Source organism: Vibrio phycocola (assembly GCF_054404255.1).
On sequence record NZ_JBTAMQ010000009.1, the window covers coordinates 1 to 19,351 of the forward strand.

The 19,351-nt window shown below is 41.7% G+C and carries 15 protein-coding genes, 1 tRNA gene and 1 pseudogene; 4 read left to right on the plus strand and 13 right to left on the minus strand.

Features of this window, described 5'->3' with window-relative positions:
* Nucleotides 1-603: 603 nt before the first annotated feature.
* The 6 genes and pseudogenes from cowN to ACXJY6_RS12885 all read right to left on the minus strand — a co-directional run bounded on the left by cowN (nucleotide 604) and on the right by ACXJY6_RS12885 (nucleotide 3,284).
* A complete protein-coding gene (gene cowN / locus ACXJY6_RS12860; protein WP_456051763.1) occupies nucleotides 604-906 on the minus strand; it encodes a N(2)-fixation sustaining protein CowN in 303 nt (100 codons plus the stop codon).
* Between the two features lie 88 nt (nucleotides 907-994).
* Nucleotides 995-1,633 (minus strand): Crp/Fnr family transcriptional regulator, encoded by a 639-nt coding sequence (locus tag ACXJY6_RS12865; protein ID WP_458768590.1) that lies wholly within the window; start codon nucleotides 1,631-1,633, stop codon nucleotides 995-997.
* Nucleotides 1,634-1,874: 241 nt separating this feature from the next.
* Nucleotides 1,875-2,033: an SOS response-associated peptidase family protein gene (locus tag ACXJY6_RS12870; protein ID WP_458768591.1), complete on the minus strand. Its 159-nt coding sequence runs from the start codon at nucleotides 2,031-2,033 to the stop codon at nucleotides 1,875-1,877.
* A 116-nt stretch (nucleotides 2,034-2,149) separates the two neighbouring features.
* Nucleotides 2,150-2,551 (minus strand): hypothetical protein, encoded by a 402-nt coding sequence (locus ACXJY6_RS12875; RefSeq protein ID WP_458768592.1) that lies wholly within the window; start codon nucleotides 2,549-2,551, stop codon nucleotides 2,150-2,152.
* 108 nt (nucleotides 2,552-2,659) lie between these two features.
* Nucleotides 2,660-2,999: pseudogene (locus ACXJY6_RS12880) on the minus strand (integrase core domain-containing protein); the annotation flags it as partial.
* A 200-nt stretch (nucleotides 3,000-3,199) separates the two neighbouring features.
* Nucleotides 3,200-3,284, minus strand: a tRNA-Leu gene (locus tag ACXJY6_RS12885).
* Nucleotides 3,285-3,478: 194 nt separating this feature from the next.
* Here ACXJY6_RS12885 and ACXJY6_RS12890 point away from each other — a divergent pair.
* Nucleotides 3,479-4,003: an RDD family protein gene (locus ACXJY6_RS12890; protein ID WP_456051760.1), complete on the plus strand. Its 525-nt coding sequence runs from the start codon at nucleotides 3,479-3,481 to the stop codon at nucleotides 4,001-4,003.
* Here ACXJY6_RS12890 and lptG read toward each other — a convergent pair.
* A complete protein-coding gene (lptG, locus tag ACXJY6_RS12895; RefSeq protein ID WP_456051759.1) occupies nucleotides 4,000-5,070 on the minus strand; it encodes an LPS export ABC transporter permease LptG in 1,071 nt (356 codons plus the stop codon). The genes ACXJY6_RS12890 and lptG overlap by 4 nt on opposite strands.
* A 3-nt stretch (nucleotides 5,071-5,073) precedes the next feature.
* Nucleotides 5,074-6,174, minus strand: coding sequence for an LPS export ABC transporter permease LptF (lptF, locus tag ACXJY6_RS12900; protein ID WP_456051758.1), 1,101 nt, complete (start codon nucleotides 6,172-6,174; stop codon nucleotides 5,074-5,076).
* Between the two features lie 176 nt (nucleotides 6,175-6,350).
* Between lptF and pepA the strand changes: the two genes are divergently transcribed.
* The 3 genes from pepA (at nucleotide 6,351) to ACXJY6_RS12915 (ending at nucleotide 11,382) form a co-directional block, all read left to right on the plus strand.
* Nucleotides 6,351-7,865 carry a leucyl aminopeptidase gene (pepA, locus tag ACXJY6_RS12905; RefSeq protein WP_456051757.1) on the plus strand — a complete coding sequence of 505 codons (1,515 nt, stop codon included), beginning with the start codon at nucleotides 6,351-6,353 and terminating at the stop codon, nucleotides 7,863-7,865.
* A 74-nt stretch (nucleotides 7,866-7,939) separates the two neighbouring features.
* The gene (locus ACXJY6_RS12910; RefSeq protein ID WP_456051756.1) at nucleotides 7,940-8,389 is read left to right on the plus strand and encodes a DNA polymerase III subunit chi; all 450 of its coding nucleotides are present in this window, start codon (nucleotides 7,940-7,942) and stop codon (nucleotides 8,387-8,389) included.
* Between the two features lie 131 nt (nucleotides 8,390-8,520).
* Nucleotides 8,521-11,382 (plus strand): valine--tRNA ligase, encoded by a 2,862-nt coding sequence (locus ACXJY6_RS12915; protein ID WP_458768593.1) that lies wholly within the window; start codon nucleotides 8,521-8,523, stop codon nucleotides 11,380-11,382.
* 340 nt (nucleotides 11,383-11,722) lie between these two features.
* Here the strand turns inward: ACXJY6_RS12915 and ACXJY6_RS12920 are convergent, their stop codons facing one another.
* The 5 genes from ACXJY6_RS12920 to rapA all read right to left on the minus strand — a co-directional run bounded on the left by ACXJY6_RS12920 (nucleotide 11,723) and on the right by rapA (nucleotide 19,282).
* On the minus strand, nucleotides 11,723-13,270 hold the full coding sequence (locus ACXJY6_RS12920; RefSeq protein ID WP_458768594.1) for a hypothetical protein: 1,548 nt from the start codon (nucleotides 13,268-13,270) through the stop codon (nucleotides 11,723-11,725).
* Between the two features lies 1 nt (nucleotide 13,271).
* Nucleotides 13,272-14,309, minus strand: a complete 1,038-nt coding sequence (locus tag ACXJY6_RS12925) for a nucleoid-associated protein (protein ID WP_458768595.1) — start codon at nucleotides 14,307-14,309, stop codon at nucleotides 13,272-13,274.
* A gap of 204 nt (nucleotides 14,310-14,513) precedes the next feature.
* A complete protein-coding gene (locus tag ACXJY6_RS12930) occupies nucleotides 14,514-15,476 on the minus strand; it encodes a D-2-hydroxyacid dehydrogenase (protein ID WP_458768596.1) in 963 nt (320 codons plus the stop codon).
* A 20-nt stretch (nucleotides 15,477-15,496) separates the two neighbouring features.
* A complete protein-coding gene (gene rluA, locus ACXJY6_RS12935; protein WP_458768597.1) occupies nucleotides 15,497-16,234 on the minus strand; it encodes a bifunctional tRNA pseudouridine(32) synthase/23S rRNA pseudouridine(746) synthase RluA in 738 nt (245 codons plus the stop codon).
* A gap of 153 nt (nucleotides 16,235-16,387) precedes the next feature.
* Nucleotides 16,388-19,282, minus strand: coding sequence for an RNA polymerase-associated protein RapA (rapA, locus tag ACXJY6_RS12940; RefSeq protein WP_458768598.1), 2,895 nt, complete (start codon nucleotides 19,280-19,282; stop codon nucleotides 16,388-16,390).
* Nucleotides 19,283-19,351: the final 69 nt, after the last annotated feature.

A 19,351-nucleotide genomic window follows, 5' to 3' on the forward strand; every position in this document is an offset into this window, starting at 1 on the left:
TGCCGCCAGCGTTCAATCTGAGCCATGATCAAACTCTTCAATTTAAGATATTTGTTCGGCTCAATGAATACTGACTTCAAATCACTACGTGATTTAAAGTTATTACCATTCCAACAGAATGGTAATGAATTGACTGTGCCAAGTAGATTTTATTGCTAAAACTTACTTGATGGTCACTCAGTTCATTGAAACCTAAGTTACTTCTAAGAAGTAAAATTGATTATCATCAACGAGTGCCCACACAGATTGATAGGTCTAAATTTTTAAAGAGCGTTCTTCGTGACTCATCACTGAAGAGGCGGCTATTCTAGCGAGATAATTCTTAGTGTCAAACACTTTTTAGAATTTTCTTTTTTTGCTTTCGAACCTTGTTGACTCTTGCTTCTCCGCCTTGGCGGGCTGCCGTGTCAACGAGAGCGCATTATAGAGATACGCTTCACTTTAGCAAGCATAAAATCACGAAAAATCCGATAAACTTTACCGTTCGAACAAAGAAACAGCACTTCGTACTTTATACGTATTTATCACCCATAAAATTACAGCTTATACACAAAAAACTGTGGATAAGTTATCTAGCGAAACAAACATATCGCTAGAAGACAACTAGAAACAGTCTCGTTCCAGCTCATCCAATAAATCTAGCCCTTTCTCATCTTGGTGCTCTTCTAAAAAATCACGAATATAATAAACATTACTATGAAGTAAATACTGAGCATCTATAGTGGGCCCGCTACCAGACCTCATAAGTAACGCTTTTTCCTTAAACTGTAACCAGAATGCATTTGCTCCTGGTTTTTCTATTAAGAATAGAATCCGGTCGAGCATTTCATCATTCTTTTCTTGGTCTTTATCTTGATATGTTTTGGTTTCAAATAAGCTCGATGTTCTGAAGTCAACATTCGACATAAGGCACTCCTTTGCATTCAATTAAACTGGTTTCAGTTTATTCAATGAATTTAGTCGTGTCTGTCAGCTAGCTGACAGTTGAATTAATTCATTGATTTGCTATCCGCTCGAGCCTCAAAGGTTGATAAACCAAAAAACGCCCTCTACCCGCTCGTTTAATAACTAACTCTTTTTCCAATTCGGAAATTAAACTAGATAGAGTCTGTCTTGAGGTGCCAATTACTTGGGATAATTGTTCAATCGTTAAAGGGAGTGTAACGATGACATCTTCATCTTGGCGTAATGGCGGTGGAATTTGCCCCATTAGAAACCCTGAAAACCTAGCTTTCACATCGCGAAAGGCTAGATTTTCAATCGTATCAATACAACCAGATAGGGTTGTTGATAGGACACGCGTCATCGTACCCATAAGCTGAGGATGCTGATCTAAGCTCTTTGAAAACAACTGTAAATCACACGCTTTTATTTCAGACACATCCAATGCTTCAACAAACGCTCGAGTATGAGTGCAATAAATATCACCAGGGCTTAAAAAAGCTAATGTGAAAATCTTATCTCCATAAGATAAAAAAACCTTTAATCTCCCCTTTATTATATAGAAAACTCGATTATCACTATCTTGAGGGTGACTTAACATTTCGCCAGACTTAAGTTTTTTTGTTTTAAAGTCAGTCAAAAACATTTCCATGTGAGTATTTAATTCAACATCACGGCCCATACATTTCATTGCATTCACCTAACCAATAAATAAACAGCAAAACAAAAACGTAATTAGTGCAAACACCAAGCCATTTTTAACTGTTTGATTTTTCTTAACATACGAGTGATTTGTTTGAAAGCGAACAGACATTGTCACAATTGGAGGAATATAATAGAAAGCAAAGCACTAATTCACGCGAAGCTTTTTTAAAATAATGGTACCACTGGGCAGACTCAATATATAAATACAACCAACTGAATAATAAAATTTAAATTAAATACCAACCGGCACAAGGAACAACTACTCGCGAGTTTTCAAAGACTGCTCTAAATGTTGATTTGACGGATACAGATTCAGCCAGAGCATTTATGATAAGCCTCTTTGCCCAATTTGGTTTTATTCCCCAGTTCAGGTTTAACTGAACCAATCCACCAGCCGACTCTATTTGTTCATTGTTGTTTTCACGTTCTGTTTCACGAACGATCGCATCTCGCTATCCCATCATTGCTAAATAGGTAGATAAAAACTAACTAATAACACTTCTTATCGATTAGATTTGACTACCAACTTTCCAAGTAAGGTGCCAATAAGTATGGATAAAAACTGAAATGTGAGCTGAACCATTTGGGATATTGTGCCACCAAACTGAGAACTATATACAAAGATAGATACAATCATGAACAAAACAAATATTATGGAAATAATGGTGATAAATGAAGCTATAACATAATCAACATCTAAATCATGGATAAAATAAGTTGTTATTTTTGGAGCGAAATAGCCACCAATACAGGGACAGATAAACCAAGATGTACCTAATCGGAGATATTCACCAACTCCTGAATCACCCCAACCACTAGCTATAAATATACTAATGGAAGATACTAAGAGCCAGACACCCAAAAAGGTGATTGAATTTAGTAAAACTCCCCCGATAGTTCTCATATTATCTCCTTGATATATAACACGCCTAAATAAGCGCAAAAGGCTACAGGATAATATTATTAAGTGCTGTGAAATCAAGCAGATTTTGTCTTTTAAGGTGTGTAGTGGTCAATAGAAATTAGTCACGACTTTAGAGTTTAACCAGAACAATCGCTCTGATTCATTGGGTGTTAAACCACCGTTGTATTAGTGTGGGCGGATCTGGCAGTAATAACCAATAATGTATCGGGTAATTTCTTGTTGCGCCTCTACGAAGTTCCGATGACCTACCATTGGTATCCACTCCGTCTTCAAACTTCTAAAAATGCTCCATTAGTGCATTATCCCAGCAATTTCCTCGTCGAGATGAGCTTTGTTTTATCTGAAAACGCCATAATAATTGTCGATAACTTCGACTTGTGTAATGACTATCTTAATCGCTGCGGAACATGGCTTCTTGTGGCTTACCACTACACTGTTAAGCTAGAAGTTAGTCGCGCAATAATTCAGTACCATGTTTGGAAATTGAACCAACGGGGGTTACTAACAGGCTTACATAAATTATTGGTGGCAACAAGACGCCCTCGACACCCTAGGATGCAAGATCTTGAATTTAAAGAAACTACAGATATGAAAAAAGCCGTTCCTAAGAACGGCTTTCTCAAATAATGGTACCACTGGGCGGACTTGAACCGCCACGCCCGAAGGCAACGGATTTTGAATCCGTCATGTCTACCAATTTCATCACAGTGGCACAATAGGGTAATTCCCTTTAGTGAGCAGCATTATACGTAAGAAATTTCACTACGCAATACCAAAAAAAACAAATTAGACTGTTTGACGATAATTTCGCCAGCTAATAAGATTTCCCTTTGCCCCTCGCTTTAAACTCACACCGATTGAGGGTATTCTCTCGATCAAAGCTTAATTACGGATGTAGAAACTCTCATGGCGAAATCAAGACGGAAAAGAAAATCGATCACGAAAAATGTACACATCAACGAAGCTAAGAATAACATTCCAAAAAATGCAGGTTTTTTTCTAAGGCTTGCGGCTTGGTTTTACGATTTTATGATCATCATCGCGGTCTTAATATTAGCGGCAGGAGTGCTGGTGTCGATTAGTGAAGCGCTAATAAAGGCAGGTTACGTACGCTTCGAGAACTATATCGATACCGCAGATTTTCTAACAAGCCACCCGATTGCGTTCCCTTTATTCTCTATCTATTTGTCTTTTATCTGTATCGGATTTTTTGTTCTCTTTTGGTGTCGAGGACAAACTCTGGGAATGCGAGCATGGAGCTTAGTCATGGTGGATGAACAAGGTGGGTTAATCACTAAAAAGCAAGCCATCATTCGCTTTTTCACCTCTGCATTCGGCATAGCTAACCTTGGTGCTCTCTTTCATCCTCAACGACGTGGATTTCATGATATATGGGCAAAAACCCACGTTATTGAAAGAAGAAAGCGTTAGAGTTTCCGTCTTAATAGTGCGATAGCAAGAACTAGAAAAACCAAACTAGGAGCTATCGCGCCAAAGATAGGCGAGAAACCGTAAACCATACTCATGGGGCCAAAAAGCTCACTTGAGATATAAAAACCAAAGCCCGAAAGAACACCCGTTACAACCCGGGTTCCCATCGTTACACTTCTTAAGGGACCGAATACAAAAGACAATGCCATCAACATCATGACCGCGATTGAAAATGGTTGTGAAATTTTGCGCCAAAATGCCAATTCATAACGCGAAGCGTCTTGCTCTGATATTTTTAGATAATCAACATAATCATACAAACCACTTAAAGATAGCTCTTCAGGCTTAATGCTTACCGCAGCCAACTTATCCGGCTCAATGGAGGTGTGCCAAACATAGCTGGCCTGATCGTATTTTTTAATCTCAACTTCATCTTTAAATTCAGTGAACTTCGCTCTATCCATCACCCATTGGCTGCCACCTAAATAGCTAACCTTTTCGGAAAAGATCATCTGCTTTAGTTCTTTATCTTCGTCAAAGCGCCAAATATTCACCGCGTAAAGAACATCATTCTCAACTTTGCCTATAAAAACAAAGTCATCGACATCTCTTGCCCAGACTCCAGAGTTCACCGACAACAACTTACCGCCGTAAATCGATATAGAGCGCATATCTCGAGCATATTTTTGAGCTTGTGGTGCTCCCCACTGCCCCAGTAAAACAATAACAATCATAAGTGGGATAGCGGTTTTTAATACGGACAAACCGATATCCAATTTAGAGAAGCCCGATGCTTGCATAACAACAAGTTCTGAGCTTGATGCTAATGCGCCTAACCCAATTAATGCACCTAGCAACGCTGCCATAGGGAAAAAGACTTCAAGATCTCGAGGCAGGCTCAATAATACATAAAGTATTGCCTTAAGCATGTCGTAACTGCCTTGCCCAACTTTCCTAAGTTGCTCAACGTATTTAATAATGCCTGATAAGCCTAAAAAGGTAACCAGTACAAGAGATGTCGTCGCAATGATCGTTCGACCAATGTACCAATCAAGTAACTTAAACATCGATTACGCCACCTTCTTTTTAATAAATAGCTGTTTCAACCGAAGTGCAAATTTTGTATCTGCTGCGTTCACTATCAACCCTGCCAATAATAATCCACCGTGTACTGGCCATAAGCCAATATCACTAGAAATACTGCCGCTTTCTATTGCTGACTTTCCAGCACTCAAAGCTAGGAAATAAGTCAAACATGCCAAAATAGCGGGACCAAGTTTAGCGAAACGTCCCTGACGCGGGTTTACGGCAGAAAGGGGAACCGCAAATAGAGTCAGCAAGGGAACACATATGACTAATGCCAATCGCCAATGAAACTCTGCTTGAGCTTTAGTCGACTCCAAGTTCATCAGATCTAGGGTTGGCATTTGACGCCAAGACGCTTTCTTATCTGGAGCCTGTGTTTGGCCAATTAAACCGTCATACTGCTTATAATCGGAGATCATATATTGAACGCTTGTTGGAACTCCTTCATACCGAGTTCCATCATAAAGAGTAATGATCTGTCGACCATCACTCAATTGCTTCACATCCCCACTATCGGCAAACATCACACTTGGGAGTACTGAATCTTTAGGCGTAATTTGGGCAACAAACACATTTTGAAATTGCTTATTATCAATAGAATCGATAAATATAACCGAAGAACCGTCTGGTGTGGTTTGAAAACGACCTTGCTGCAACAGATCAACACTATTTTCATGAACTAATTGGTTTTTAACTTGGGATTCTTGGTTTTCACTCCATGGTGACAACCAAAGTGAATTAAAACCAGCAAGAATCATCGTAATTAATGCCAAATAGAACGACGACCGAATCAAAAAGCGATTTCCAATCCCCGTGGCTTTCATTACGGTAATTTCGCTTTCCGCATACAAGCGGCCAAAAGTGATCAATATGCCGAGAAAAAGACTAAGTGGCAGCATCAACACGGCCATGCTCGGCATATTAAGCGCAACGAGTGTCAAAATTAACCGTGCTGGAATTTCACCATCGGAAGCACTGGCTAATATGGTAATGAATTTTTGGCTTAGGAAGACCATAAACAATATAAAAAATATTGCCAATTGGCTCTTCACTGTTTCTTTTATTAAATATCTAACAATTATCACGCGGAAATTACCTATACAAAACTTGTATTTTTAATCGAATCACTATAATTTCTGGTTGAAACAATTATTTTTTAAAACTTTGCGTTCAAATGTTCAGCTTAGCAGACTGAATAAGTATAGTAGAAACGCATTATCTATTATTTAGTTCTAAATGTCTTCACGATGTAGGAGTACGCATGGAGTTCAGTGTAAAAAGTGGCAGTCCCGAAAAGCAACGCAGTGCTTGTATTGTTGTGGGTGTATTCGAACCTCGACGTCTTTCTCCCGTGGCAGAACAATTAGATAAGATTAGCGATGGCTATATAAGTTCACTGCTTCGCCGCGGAGATTTAGAAGGTAAACCCGGTCAAATGCTGTTATTGCATCAAGTACCCGGCGTATTATCTGAACGAGTACTACTGGTTGGCTGCGGCAAAGAGCGCGAGTTAGGCGAACGCCAATACAAAGAAATCATCCAAAAAACCATCAGTACGTTAAATGAAACGGGTTCAATGGAAGCGGTTTGTTTCTTAACAGAATTACACGTCAAAGGAAGAGACACTTACTGGAAAGTTCGCCAGGCGGTTGAAGCGACCAAAGATGGACTTTATACATTTGATCAATTTAAAAGTATTAAACCTGAAACTCGTCGTCCATTAAGAAAGTTAGTTTTCAATGTTCCGACGCGTCGAGAGCTTAATCAAGGGGAAAAAGCCATTTCTCATGGTTTAGCCATCTCATCGGGTGTTAAAGCATGTAAAGATTTGGGGAACATGCCTCCGAATATCGCGAACCCTGCCTACCTAGCCTCTCAAGCTCGTCGCTTAGCGGATGATTACGACTCTGTCAGCACCAAAATAATTGGTGAAGAAGAGATGGGTAAACTCGGTATGACTTCATACCTTGCCGTTGGACGCGGTTCAAAGAATGAATCGATGATGTCTGTTATCGAATACAAAGGGCATTCAGATCCAAATGCGAAGCCAATTGTATTGATTGGTAAAGGTCTTACGTTTGACTCAGGCGGCATTTCATTGAAACCAGGGGCTGGTATGGATGAAATGAAGTATGACATGTGTGGCGCAGCATCTGTTTTTGGCACGATGAAAGCCATCGCTAAACTTGGATTGCCTCTAAATATCACAGGTGTTTTAGCTGGATGTGAAAACATGCCAGGAAGCCAAGCTTACCGTCCGGGTGATATTTTAACCACAATGTCTGGAAAGACCGTTGAAGTATTAAATACCGATGCAGAAGGTCGTTTAGTTCTTTGTGACGCATTAACGTATGTTGAACGATTTGAGCCCGAATGTGTAATCGACGTCGCGACCTTAACCGGTGCGTGTATTATCGCGTTAGGCCATCATATCAGCGCAGTAATGTCGAATCACAATCCCCTTGCTCATGAAATTATTAACGCTTCAGAGCAAGCAAGTGATCGTGCATGGCGCTTACCAATGAGCGAAGAACATCACGAACAACTTAAAAGCCCATTTGCTGATATGGCAAATATTGGTGGTCGTCCTGCGGGATCGATAACTGCGGGTTGTTTCCTATCTAAGTTTGCCAAGAAATATAACTGGGCTCACTTAGATATCGCAGGGACAGCTTGGCGCTCCTCTGGTCCAAAAGGCTCAACCGGACGCCCAGTGTCGTTGCTGGTTCAGTTTTTATTGAACCGTAGCGCTCTCGATAGCGAAAGCAATCAGTAATCATTGAGGGCCGCAAGGCCCTTAATTTGTTTAGCACTCTCAACCCACGCAAATAACATACTCTCTAGATCATCATGAAAAATGCGACCTTCTATCTCATTCAGCCCAACACGCCGCAAGCAACGGTCGCTGGATTAGGTCTCTATGTTGTGTTTCTAGGACATCACTTTACCAAGCAAGGTGCCAAAGTGTACGTTCATTGTGATGATCGGCAGGCGGCAGAAGCATTAGCGGAAGTATTTTGGCAAGCACCGGCCGACAATTATGTTGCTCATAACCTCGTCGGCGAAGGGCCTAAATATGGCACGCCTATTGAGATTGGTTTTGAGGGAATTCGTCCATCATGGAACCGACAAATAGTAATTAATTGCTCGAACAAACAAGCAACCTTTGCCGATCGCTTTACAGAGGTGATAGACTTCGTTCCTTGCGAAGAAAATGCTAAACAACTCGCACGAGAAAGATATAAAATTTATCGTCACGCTGGATTCAATATCGACACATTAGATATCCAGCATTCGTAGTCAGACATTATAGTTGAAGCAATCTAAGCCGTTCCATCCATACCTTTCTCAATAAGGTTATGTGGATAGAGGCTTAACCTATAACGTTTGACACCAAGATTAACTTACTACAGTACCTACTTAAAAACGCCATGGAAAAGACTTACAACCCAACATCAATTGAACAAGCTTTATATCAAGCTTGGGAAGAAAAAGGCTACTTTAAGCCACACGGTGACACTTCAAAAGATGCATACAGCATCATGATTCCACCACCGAACGTTACTGGTAGCTTGCATATGGGCCACGCCTTCCAAGACACCATCATGGATACGCTTATCCGCGCGCAACGTATGAAGGGAAAAAACACCCTTTGGCAAGTAGGTACTGACCACGCAGGTATCGCGACTCAAATGGTCGTCGAGCGTAAAATTGCAGCCGAAGAAGGTAAAACAAAACACGACTACGGTCGTGACGCGTTTATCGATAAAATTTGGGATTGGAAAGCAGAATCCGGTGGCACCATCACCAAACAACTTCGTCGCTTAGGCGCATCTGTCGATTGGGATCGTGAACGTTTCACTATGGATGACGGCTTATCAGCTGCAACTCAAGAAGTGTTTGTTCGTCTCTACGAAGAAGACCTTATCTACCGTGGTAAACGTCTGGTTAACTGGGATCCAAAGCTGCACACTGCGATTTCAGATCTAGAAGTCGAAAACAAAGATAAAAAAGGGTTCATGTGGCACCTTCGCTACCCATTGGCAAACGGCGCAACAACGGCCGATGGCAAAGACTACTTAGTCGTTGCAACCACTCGTCCAGAAACCGTCCTTGGCGATACTGGTGTTGCGGTAAACCCAGAAGATCCTCGTTATAAAGATCTGATTGGTAAAGAGATTCTACTTCCTATCGTAAATCGCTTAATTCCTATCGTTAGCGATGAACACGCCGATATGGAAAAAGGCACTGGTTGTGTGAAAATCACGCCAGCTCATGACTTTAACGATTACGAAGTCGGTAAGCGTCACCAATTACCAATGATCAACATCCTAACCTTCAATGCTGATATTCGTGAGACTGCTGAAGTCTTCACAACTAACGGCGAAGAAAGCGATGTTTACTCTTCTGAGCTTCCAGCAAAATACCGTGGTATGGAACGTTTCGCAGCGCGTAAAGCACTTGTTGCTGAATTTGAAGAACTCGGACTACTAGAAGAAGTAAAAGATCACGACTTAACCGTACCTTATGGCGATCGTGGTGGCGTGATTATCGAACCAATGCTAACCGACCAATGGTACGTACGTACTGCTCCGTTAGCAGAGCCAGCTGTGAAAGCCGTTGAAGACGGTCAGATTCAGTTCGTTCCTAAGCAATATGAAAACATGTACTTTGCGTGGATGCGTGATGTACAAGATTGGTGTATTTCTCGTCAGCTTTGGTGGGGACACAGAATCCCAGCATGGTACGACAATGACGGCAAAGTGTACGTTGGTCGCACCGAAGAAGAAGTGCGTGAAAAGAACAATCTAGCGCCAGTGGTTGTGTTACGCCAAGACGACGATGTACTTGATACTTGGTTCTCTTCAGCGCTTTGGACATTCGGTACTCAGGGTTGGCCAGAAAATACAGACGCACTGAAAACCTTCCACCCATCAGATGTATTGGTATCCGGTTTTGATATCATCTTCTTCTGGGTTGCTCGTATGATCATGATGACCATGCACTTCTGTAAAGATGAAGATGGCAATGCTCAAGTGCCATTTAAAACCGTTTACATGACGGGTCTTATTCGTGATGAAAATGGCGACAAGATGTCGAAATCAAAAGGGAATGTACTTGACCCAATTGATATGATTGACGGTATCGGTCTTGAAGAGTTAGTTGAGAAGCGTTGTGGCAACATGATGCAGCCTAAACTGGCCGCTAAGATCGAGAAAAACACGCGTAAAACGTTCGAAGATGGCATTGAGCCATACGGAACCGACGCACTTCGCTTTACCCTAGCAGCCATGGCTTCTACTGGTCGTGACATTAACTGGGATATGAAGCGCCTCGAAGGCTATCGTAACTTCTGTAATAAACTGTGGAATGCGAGCCGCTACGTTCTTATGAACACCGAAGAGCAGGATTGTGGTTTTGCCGCTGGAGCAGAACTTGAGTTCTCGCTTGCCGATAAATGGATTGAATCTCAGTTTGAACTGGCTGCCCGTGATTTCAACAATCACTTAGACAATTATCGTCTCGATATGGCTGCCAATACTTTGTATGAGTTCATCTGGAACCAATTCTGTGACTGGTATCTAGAGCTTACTAAACCAGTATTGTGGAAAGGCAGTGAAGCTCAGCAACGAGCCACTCGTCAAACTCTGATTACCGTACTTGAGAAGACCTTACGTTTGGCGCACCCTATCTTGCCATACATCACCGAGACAATCTGGCAAAGTGTTAAGCCGTTGGTTGAAGGTGTTGAAGGCGACACGATTATGCATCAGCCATTGCCTCAGTATGATGAAGCTAACGTCCATCAGGAAGCGTTAGATGACATCGAATGGGTGAAAGCGTTTATTTCGAGCATCCGTAACCTTCGTGCCGAATACGATATCAACCCAGGTAAGCCACTTGAAGTGATGTTGAAGTCAGCTTCTGATGTGGATACTACTCGCGTAGAAACCAACAGCGCAGTATTGGTGTCTTTAGCGAAACTAGAAAGCATCCGTATTCTTGCTGCTGGAGAAGAAACCCCGGCGTGTGCAACGGCATTAGTTGGCAAATCTGAAATGATGATTCCAATGGCGGGTTTGATTGATAAAGATGCTGAATTGGATCGCCTTGCTAAAGAAGTGGCTAAAACTCAAGGTGAAATCAAGCGTATCGAAGGTAAGCTTAATAACCAAGGGTTTGTCGCAAAAGCACCAGAAGCGGTTGTTGCGAAAGAACGCGAAAAACTTGATGGCTATAAAGAAACCTTAGTGAAACTGGAAGAGCAAAAAGCAACGATAGCCGCGCTTTAATTCTCCTTTCATTAATACGCAAAAGGGTCGATAATTCGACCCTTTTTTGTTGCTTGAATTATATGTGAGTTGGCAATATTGAAAGTGAGAGTGATAACACCGTAGTGCGAAGCCCTAACCTATTTTTGGCTTGCTTTCGGACATAAACGCGTCAGTATCCTTGCTAAATTAGAATCTCACGGATGATTTCCGGTATTGCAAACCTCCAATCAAGTGGCCAAATTCACTAAGCCACTAAACTTACTTATAACATAGACGTGTTTTCAGGCAATAACGCATAAGAAGAGCCACCGCAGGGGGCGGAGGTTTAGGGATGAAAATAAAAGATCCGAACGGAGCTTTATTCTAAGGTTTTCACTAACTCAACCGGTTGCTTTTTGTGTGCAGAATTAACATTGCTATTACTCTTTTCTTGTCGTTCTGGACCAGTCAGGATAGCGTCTTTTGGTTTGTTTTCAGTATTGGTAAGAGCTTCGGTTGTCTTTTGTGTATCAACAACGATAGAGTCCCAAAACGATAAAGGACTTTTTAGGCTATACATTCCCCAAACAAAGAATAATAACAGTAGTAGAACTAATGCTGTTGATACATAAACTCGCCGTTGTTTAGCTTTAGACTCAACCTGAGATAGTGATTTACATTCCCTTATTTCATTAAGCTCTCCATCACCTATATAGTAGGTATATCTATCAACCATTTCATTCAATTGAGTTCGCGCCAGCTGAGCGTTTGACACTATTTCTTTGCGTATCCAATGAAGATTTAACAATCCCCCCAGGATAAAAATGGTAGATAACGCGGCAATTTCAAAGTTAAACACGTTCTCTACTTTTCCTTTGTCTATACCTGTAAAAACAATAATAGTGAAAAAGTAGGAGAGAGTAAGTATTAGTACATTTCTCGTCGAAGAGATACTATCAGAAATTTTATCGCCAATTTTAGCTGTTGTTTCGTAAAGAAAATCAGATAGTTTCGATGTAACTTCTACATACTGCTCAAAATTATCAGTTATATAGACCTTATAGTTAGACTCCAAAATATCAAACACATAGCGTTTGAATGAGTCCCTCACATGCTGATGCTGAGCGATCACGTGGTTTATAATGCTAACTCGCATTGGGTGCCGTTCGTCGCAGTACCCCCACAAGTAGATGTCATAAATAACTTGCCCGTGGCTATGATAAAACTCAATTTCTTCGTTCGCTAAGTCTAATGTTTTGCCTCCATCAAATACGAAACTAAGTCTATCTAATGCACACTTTCGACATAACACAGCAAGTGATGCCAAAGTTCTAAGCTTAAGTATGTAGTCACATAATAAAGTGTCACTGAAGAACTTGTTATTAAGATCTCTCAAGTACTCTACATAGCAATTATCAATATCAATTACGTCATGCAGTGCACGCGTCTTGTTCGATAGGATATGGCTGTCACCGCATGTGGATGATATATCTGATATATCTGCGTCAAAATCTACGTGCCTGATACCGTCATACCTTTCCTTCAAAGTAGCTAGAATAAACTTAAATTGAAGCGTCATTTTTTTCGACTCAAGGTATGCTAGAAAATGTTCGCTTGAGTAGATTTGCAAGACACGGTCTGGGTTATCTTTTGTTGCAACAAGCTTTACCGTCACGTTGGATCTATCGACTTCATATTTAAAGATCTCCAAAGTGCATTCCTTAGTTTTAGCGAGTGCATGATCGTCAAGCGTGAAAGAGTCTTCTTCCTCACCACAATGAAAGACCGTCACGTTGTAGTTGGCTGAATGATTGCTAGCACTCAGCACAGTACCGGAAAAGCTATTAAAGTGATTTACCCAATCTTGTTCATCTAATACTAACGTACAAGAAAAAGTGTTCTCATCTTCAAAAAATTGAACTGGCATCTTAATCGAGTTCTTTTCTATTAAATCGTCCACGTGGAGAATTGTTTTCAATCATTATGTAGTCTTTATCATTATGCGTGACTTCATAGATGATATCGTTGGTGCTACCTTGAATAACCAGAGTGACACCTGCGTTCACAGTGATGGTCTCTTTGATCTTCTTTTTAATATACGTTTTGTCAATTTCAAATGAGCCATCAAACTCTTTCGTTCTTTTCGCTTCACGTAGATTCGAAACAAAGTCTCCAACTGTGAATCCTTCGGTCAAAGGAGTGTATGCGTCAATAGTCTGATCGATGAACTCATCAAAATTGAAGACTTCCTTAGTGTTGAAGTAAGAATTGACACAGTCTTTTAAACCAAAGAAGTCGGCTTCAGATACTTTTTTCACTTTACTCCGAAGCAAACGACCAACTAAGTCAAAAACTTCCTTAGTATTAGTTTCGTTGTTGCGCTGCGGTGTAGTGTCCAAGAAATCGGTATGCCAAAAAAACGAAATAGCACCATTTTTGTCCGTTAAGTAAATTGCGTCTTGAAAAGACTCATCCTGATTGATATTCACCAAACAAGATTTCAAAATCGCTTTATCTTCAGGCAGACCTGATTTTAGTCTGTATGTTTTCTCTTCAAAATACTTCTTAAAGTCAAGTTTCGTAAGTAAGTAGCAATGTCGTTGTTCTGTTTTTAGTTTGGCGATGATGAATGAACCATCCGATGTTTTGAAACGAGACTTCTCTTCTGCTTCATAAAGGTGATCGGCAATATTAGTTGAGTGTAAGTCAGGGTCACCCAAGAGCGAGCTAAGTTCTGACTCCACATAAGCTTCATCATTAAAAGTGTAAGCTCTAGAAGAGTTACTATTCATCGTCTCCTGAGAAAGTTTGATAAGAAACGATAGTAAGTCAGTGTTTTGAGATAAATCGATATCACTTTTTTTATAGCCAACCCCATGCTCTAAGTCGTATATACGTAACGTCTTAATTGGGTTTTCTTGGGGTGTTTCTGACTCGATAGTTGATACCAAAATATCATCACTCATAAATAATTTTCCTAAATATTTTTGTTAGAATTTAACAGAATGTGATATCAAAAACATCGTAAATTTATGCATCTAGTGATATAGCCATTATTTTTATATTAAAGTAGTAAGGTTCATCTAGATGACTTTCCCCCGTATTGCTTGGCGGGATACTGGCGGCAGATTCTGACTAGACTCACCATGAAATCGAATAATGTCTTTGCTCTACACCACTCGATTCTGCTCCCCATCGTTCAAATACACCTCGATATTATCAATCAATATATCGGCAAGCTTTTGAATTGCACTATCACTTCCCCATGCGACATGAGGTGTGAGCAATAGATTCGGCATATCGATATTCGCCAGCAACGGGTTAGTCTTATCCGCAGGCTCTTGAGTAAACACATCGACGCCCGCCGCAGCGATACGCCCTTGCTTTAACGCCTTAACTAAAGCGGATTCATCAACCAAACCACCACGGCCGGTGTTAATTAAAATCGCTGAACGCTTCATCTTCTCTAGTTCAGGTTCCGCAATGAGATTTTCTGTTTCTTTGCTCAGGGGACAGTGCAACGAAATGACATCAGCTTGGCATAGTAACTCTTCAAAAGGTACGAACCCTTCTCGGTATTCGGTTTTCCCTTTACGCTCGGCAAAAATAACCTTCATCCCAATAGCACGCGCTAATGTTGCTGTCGCTTGGCCTAATACACCAGAGCCGATAATCCCGAGCGTCGATCCTGCAACATCACCAATACTATGAGTGAAAAAACAGAACTGCTTATTTCGTTGCCATTCGCCATTTTCAATATCTCGATGATAGCCAAAAAGGTTGCGGCGCAGTGCGTAAATCATTCCAACCACATGCTCTGGGACTGACTGGGCGGCATAACCTTGAACATTCGTCACTGCGATATCACGCTCACGACAACACGCTAAATCGACATTATTGACGCCCGTTGCCGACACCGCGATCAATTTCAGCTTGGGTAGTCGCTCTAATATACCTCGGTCTAAATGCACTTTATTGGTAATGATAACGTCGGCATCTTTTACTCGATCATATAACTCATCGCTTGAGGTGCTTTCATACTCTACCCATTGATGATCACATTGTAGTTTCGGTAACGTTATTTGAACCGGAATGGTTGAACGATCGACAAAAACGATGGTTGAAAATGTCATACTTTCCTCTTTTGAGCCGGTTATGGTCGTGGCAAGGTTTTATAATCTGGAAGTGTCGGTAAAGGCTGAAAATATTCCAAGATAACGGAATGCGCTTGAGTAAAAAAATCACAAGGGATAAAAAGCGTATTCACTTGATTCGTTTCAGGATGGTAATAACTTAATTCAGCCGCATGCAGATGTAAACGAGATGAATGCGCTTGTGCCTCGTCATGAGCATAAAACTCATCACCCACAATCGGGTGACCAATCGCCAACATATGAACACGCAGTTGATGAGAACGACCGGTAATAGGAAATAACCGCACTAATGTGGTTTTTTCCCTACGCTCAACAACTTGATAATGAGTTTGTGACGGCTTGCCTGTTTCGTGACATACCATCTGCCGTGGTCTATTTGGCCAATCACAGATTAGCGGTAAATCAACCTCTCCCTGATCTTGTTCCAGCCTGCCCCACACTTCGGCAAGATACACTTTATGCGTCAAACGATACTGGAACTGCTTTTTAATCGCACTTTCCGCGGCTTTGCTTTTTGCTAATAGCATTATGCCTGAAGTCGACATATCCAATCGATGCACAACCTGAATGTCTGGGTAGATCTCCACCAACCGACTCCACATACTGTCATAGTGTTGTGGCTCTCTGCCGGGTACAGAAAGCAGCCCTGAAGGTTTGTTCACAGCGAGTAAATATTCATCTTCAAAGACGATATCTACCCAAGGTTGCGTTGGAGGGGAGTAATTGAGCATGGCCATTATGGCTTCTCCAGAATCAATAATGTCACGATTATATCAGTCGTAACCCAATCACTAAATGATGATGTTTATCAAAAAGAAAAAAGGGGCATACCCTATGGTACGCCCCTTTGTATTTGCTCTCGGTAATCGTAAACCGAAAAACCGTGTGCGTTAATTATGCGCGACAACAATCACTCGTAAGGAATCGAGCTGGAATTGTGCTTGGCTAATGTAACCATCAAGTTCGCTCATCTGCTGCTCTAGAACCGTTAATTCATCTTCACGAATCGTTGGATTGACAGCTTTAAGTGCTTGTAGTCGCTCCAATTCATTATTAAGTGAATTCTTCATCTCTTTATTCGCAGCTTCTCGAACTTGAATAACTTTGCTCTCGACAACCGCTTCGCCACCTTGAATAAGCTTGACTATTTCAGACTGAACAGAAGAAGCTAACTTAGATGATAACTGGCGGTTAACTGGGCTAAGTTGGCGATGAAAACTTTCAAACTCCACCTGATCAGAGAGATCGTTCCCATTGCTATCGAGCATCACTCGAATTGGTGTCTTCGGCAAGAAGCGTCCAATCCCACTGCGTTTCGGTGCTTGAGCATCAACAACGTAAATTAACTCAAGCAACAAGGTTCCAACAGGTAGCGCCTTATTCTTTAAAATTGAAACCGCCGAGGTTCCTACCCCTTCGGTCATCAGTAAATCGATGCCTCCTTCAATCATTGGGTGTTCCCAACTAATGAAGTTCATATCTTCTCGAGACAATGCCGTTGTACGATCAAAGGTGATAGTTGCTCCTTCATACGGCAATCCCGGATAACTCGGGACCAACATATGCTCGGATGGCGTCACGACTAAAGCTTGGCTGCCTTTATCGTCTTGATTCAGCCCGATGGTATCGAATAGGCCCAATGCAAATGACACCAGTTCAGTGTCACCATCGGACGCAGCAATCGCTTCAACAATACTTGCTGCTTGCTCACCACCATTTGAATGCATCTCTAATAAGCGATCGCGACCTTGTTCCATCTCCAACTTCAGAACTTGGTTCAGCTTACTCGATTCGTCAATCAACTCACTTAAACCCGCCTCATCTGATTTTGCTAACAACTGACTCAAATCAGATTCAAACCGATCGTAAACAGTCCGCCCTGCTGGGCAAGTGTCTTCAAAGGCATTTAAACCATGATGGAACCAACGCGCTAATATTTCTTGTGCGCCACCTTCAAGGTAAGGTACGTGTATATCAACATCTCGAGTTTGACCAATTCGATCTAAGCGACCAATGCGTTGTTCGAGTAAGTCTGGGTTCATGGGTAAATCAAACATAACCAATTGATTAGCAAACTGGAAGTTTCGACCTTCAGAACCAATTTCACTACAGATTAATACCTGTGCGCCGCCTTCATCTTGAGCAAAGTAAGCTGCCGCTTTATCGCGTTCAATAATCGACATACCTTCGTGGAATACCGTCGCTCGAATCCCTTCTCGCTCGCGTAAGGCTTGTTCAAGTTGCAGAGCGGTCTGAGCACCTGCGGCAATAACGAGTATTTTCTCACTGCGCTTTGATTTTACTTTTTCTAGCAACCAATCGACGCGCGGATCAAAGTTCCACCAACAAGAAGATTCACCTTCATATTGCTGAAACAATGCTTCTGGGAATAGACGTTGCCCCACTTCTACATCACCAAACATCCCTGCCACTTTCATTGAGTTTTCATATTCCTTCGGCATTGGCATTGGTAATAAGAACACATTTCGTTTTGGAAACCCTTTAATGGCAGCGCGAGTATTACGGAACAGCACTCGGCCAGTACCATGACGATCCATTAGGTTAGAAATTAACTCATGTCGAGCATCGGCTTTCTCTTCTTCACTGCCATGACTTTCTATCGAGCGGAACAGTGGCTCAACATCTTGCTCAGAAAGCAGCTCAGTAATACTGTTTTTCTCTTCATTGCTAAGCTTATTTCCTGCCATTAAAGCACTAACGGCATCGGCAACCGGTTCATATTGTGCTTCTTCATCAATAAAGCTTTGATAATCGTAAAAACGATCGGGATCGAGCAAGCGTAAACGCGCAAAGTGACCTTCACGACCCAGTTGTTCAGGAGTGGCCGTCAATAGCAATACGCCTGCTGTTTTTTGCGCTAAACCTTCCACCATCTGATATTCATAACTTGGCGAATCGACGCTCCACTCTAAGTGATGCGCTTCATCCACCACCATTAAATCCCAGCTTGCAGCCAGAGCTTGTTCAAATCGTTCTGGATGGTTCTTCAAAAAACCTAATGAACACAATACAAACTGTTGCGATTCAAATGGGTTACTTGATTCATTTTCAGCTTCAACGCAACGCTCTTCATCAAAAATAGAAAAGTAGAGGTTAAAACGACGCATCATCTCAACTAACCATTGATGCTGTAGTGTTTCCGGGACAATGATTAAGACTCGCTCAGCACGAGAGGTCAGTATTTGTTGATGAATGATCATCCCAGCTTCGATGGTTTTACCAAGGCCAACTTCATCAGCAAGCAGGACTCTTGGCGCATAACGACGGCCAACTTCGTGAGCAATGTGCAATTGATGGGGAATCAAACCCGCACGCATACCACACAATCCACGTAATGGACTTTTTTGTTGGAGGTGTTGATTACGCAACGCTCGATAACGCAACGCAAAGTTATCCATCCGATCAATCTGCCCAGCGAATAACTTATCTTGAGGCTTGTTGAAGCGAATCTGATGACTCAGGAAAATTTCCCGCAGTTCAACATTCGCCTCTTCGGTATCTTCTCGCGTCCCGATATACGTGAGAACACCGTCGCTTTCAGTAACGTGATCCACCAAAAGTGCCCAGCCGTGTTGACAGTCAATCACATCACCGGCACTAAAAACAACGCGAGTAATCGGTGCACTATTACGCGAATAAACTCGATTTTCTTCACATGCTGAAAACATTAATGTCACTGTACGCTCATCGACGGCGACAACAGTCCCTAAACCTAGGTCATTCTCAGTGTCACTAATCCAACGTTGCCCAACAGTAAAAGTCATCGCTTGACCACCTTGCTACTTATAAATTTCAAAAAATTGTTATGGTGTCGAAACCAAAGCCCGTTTAAT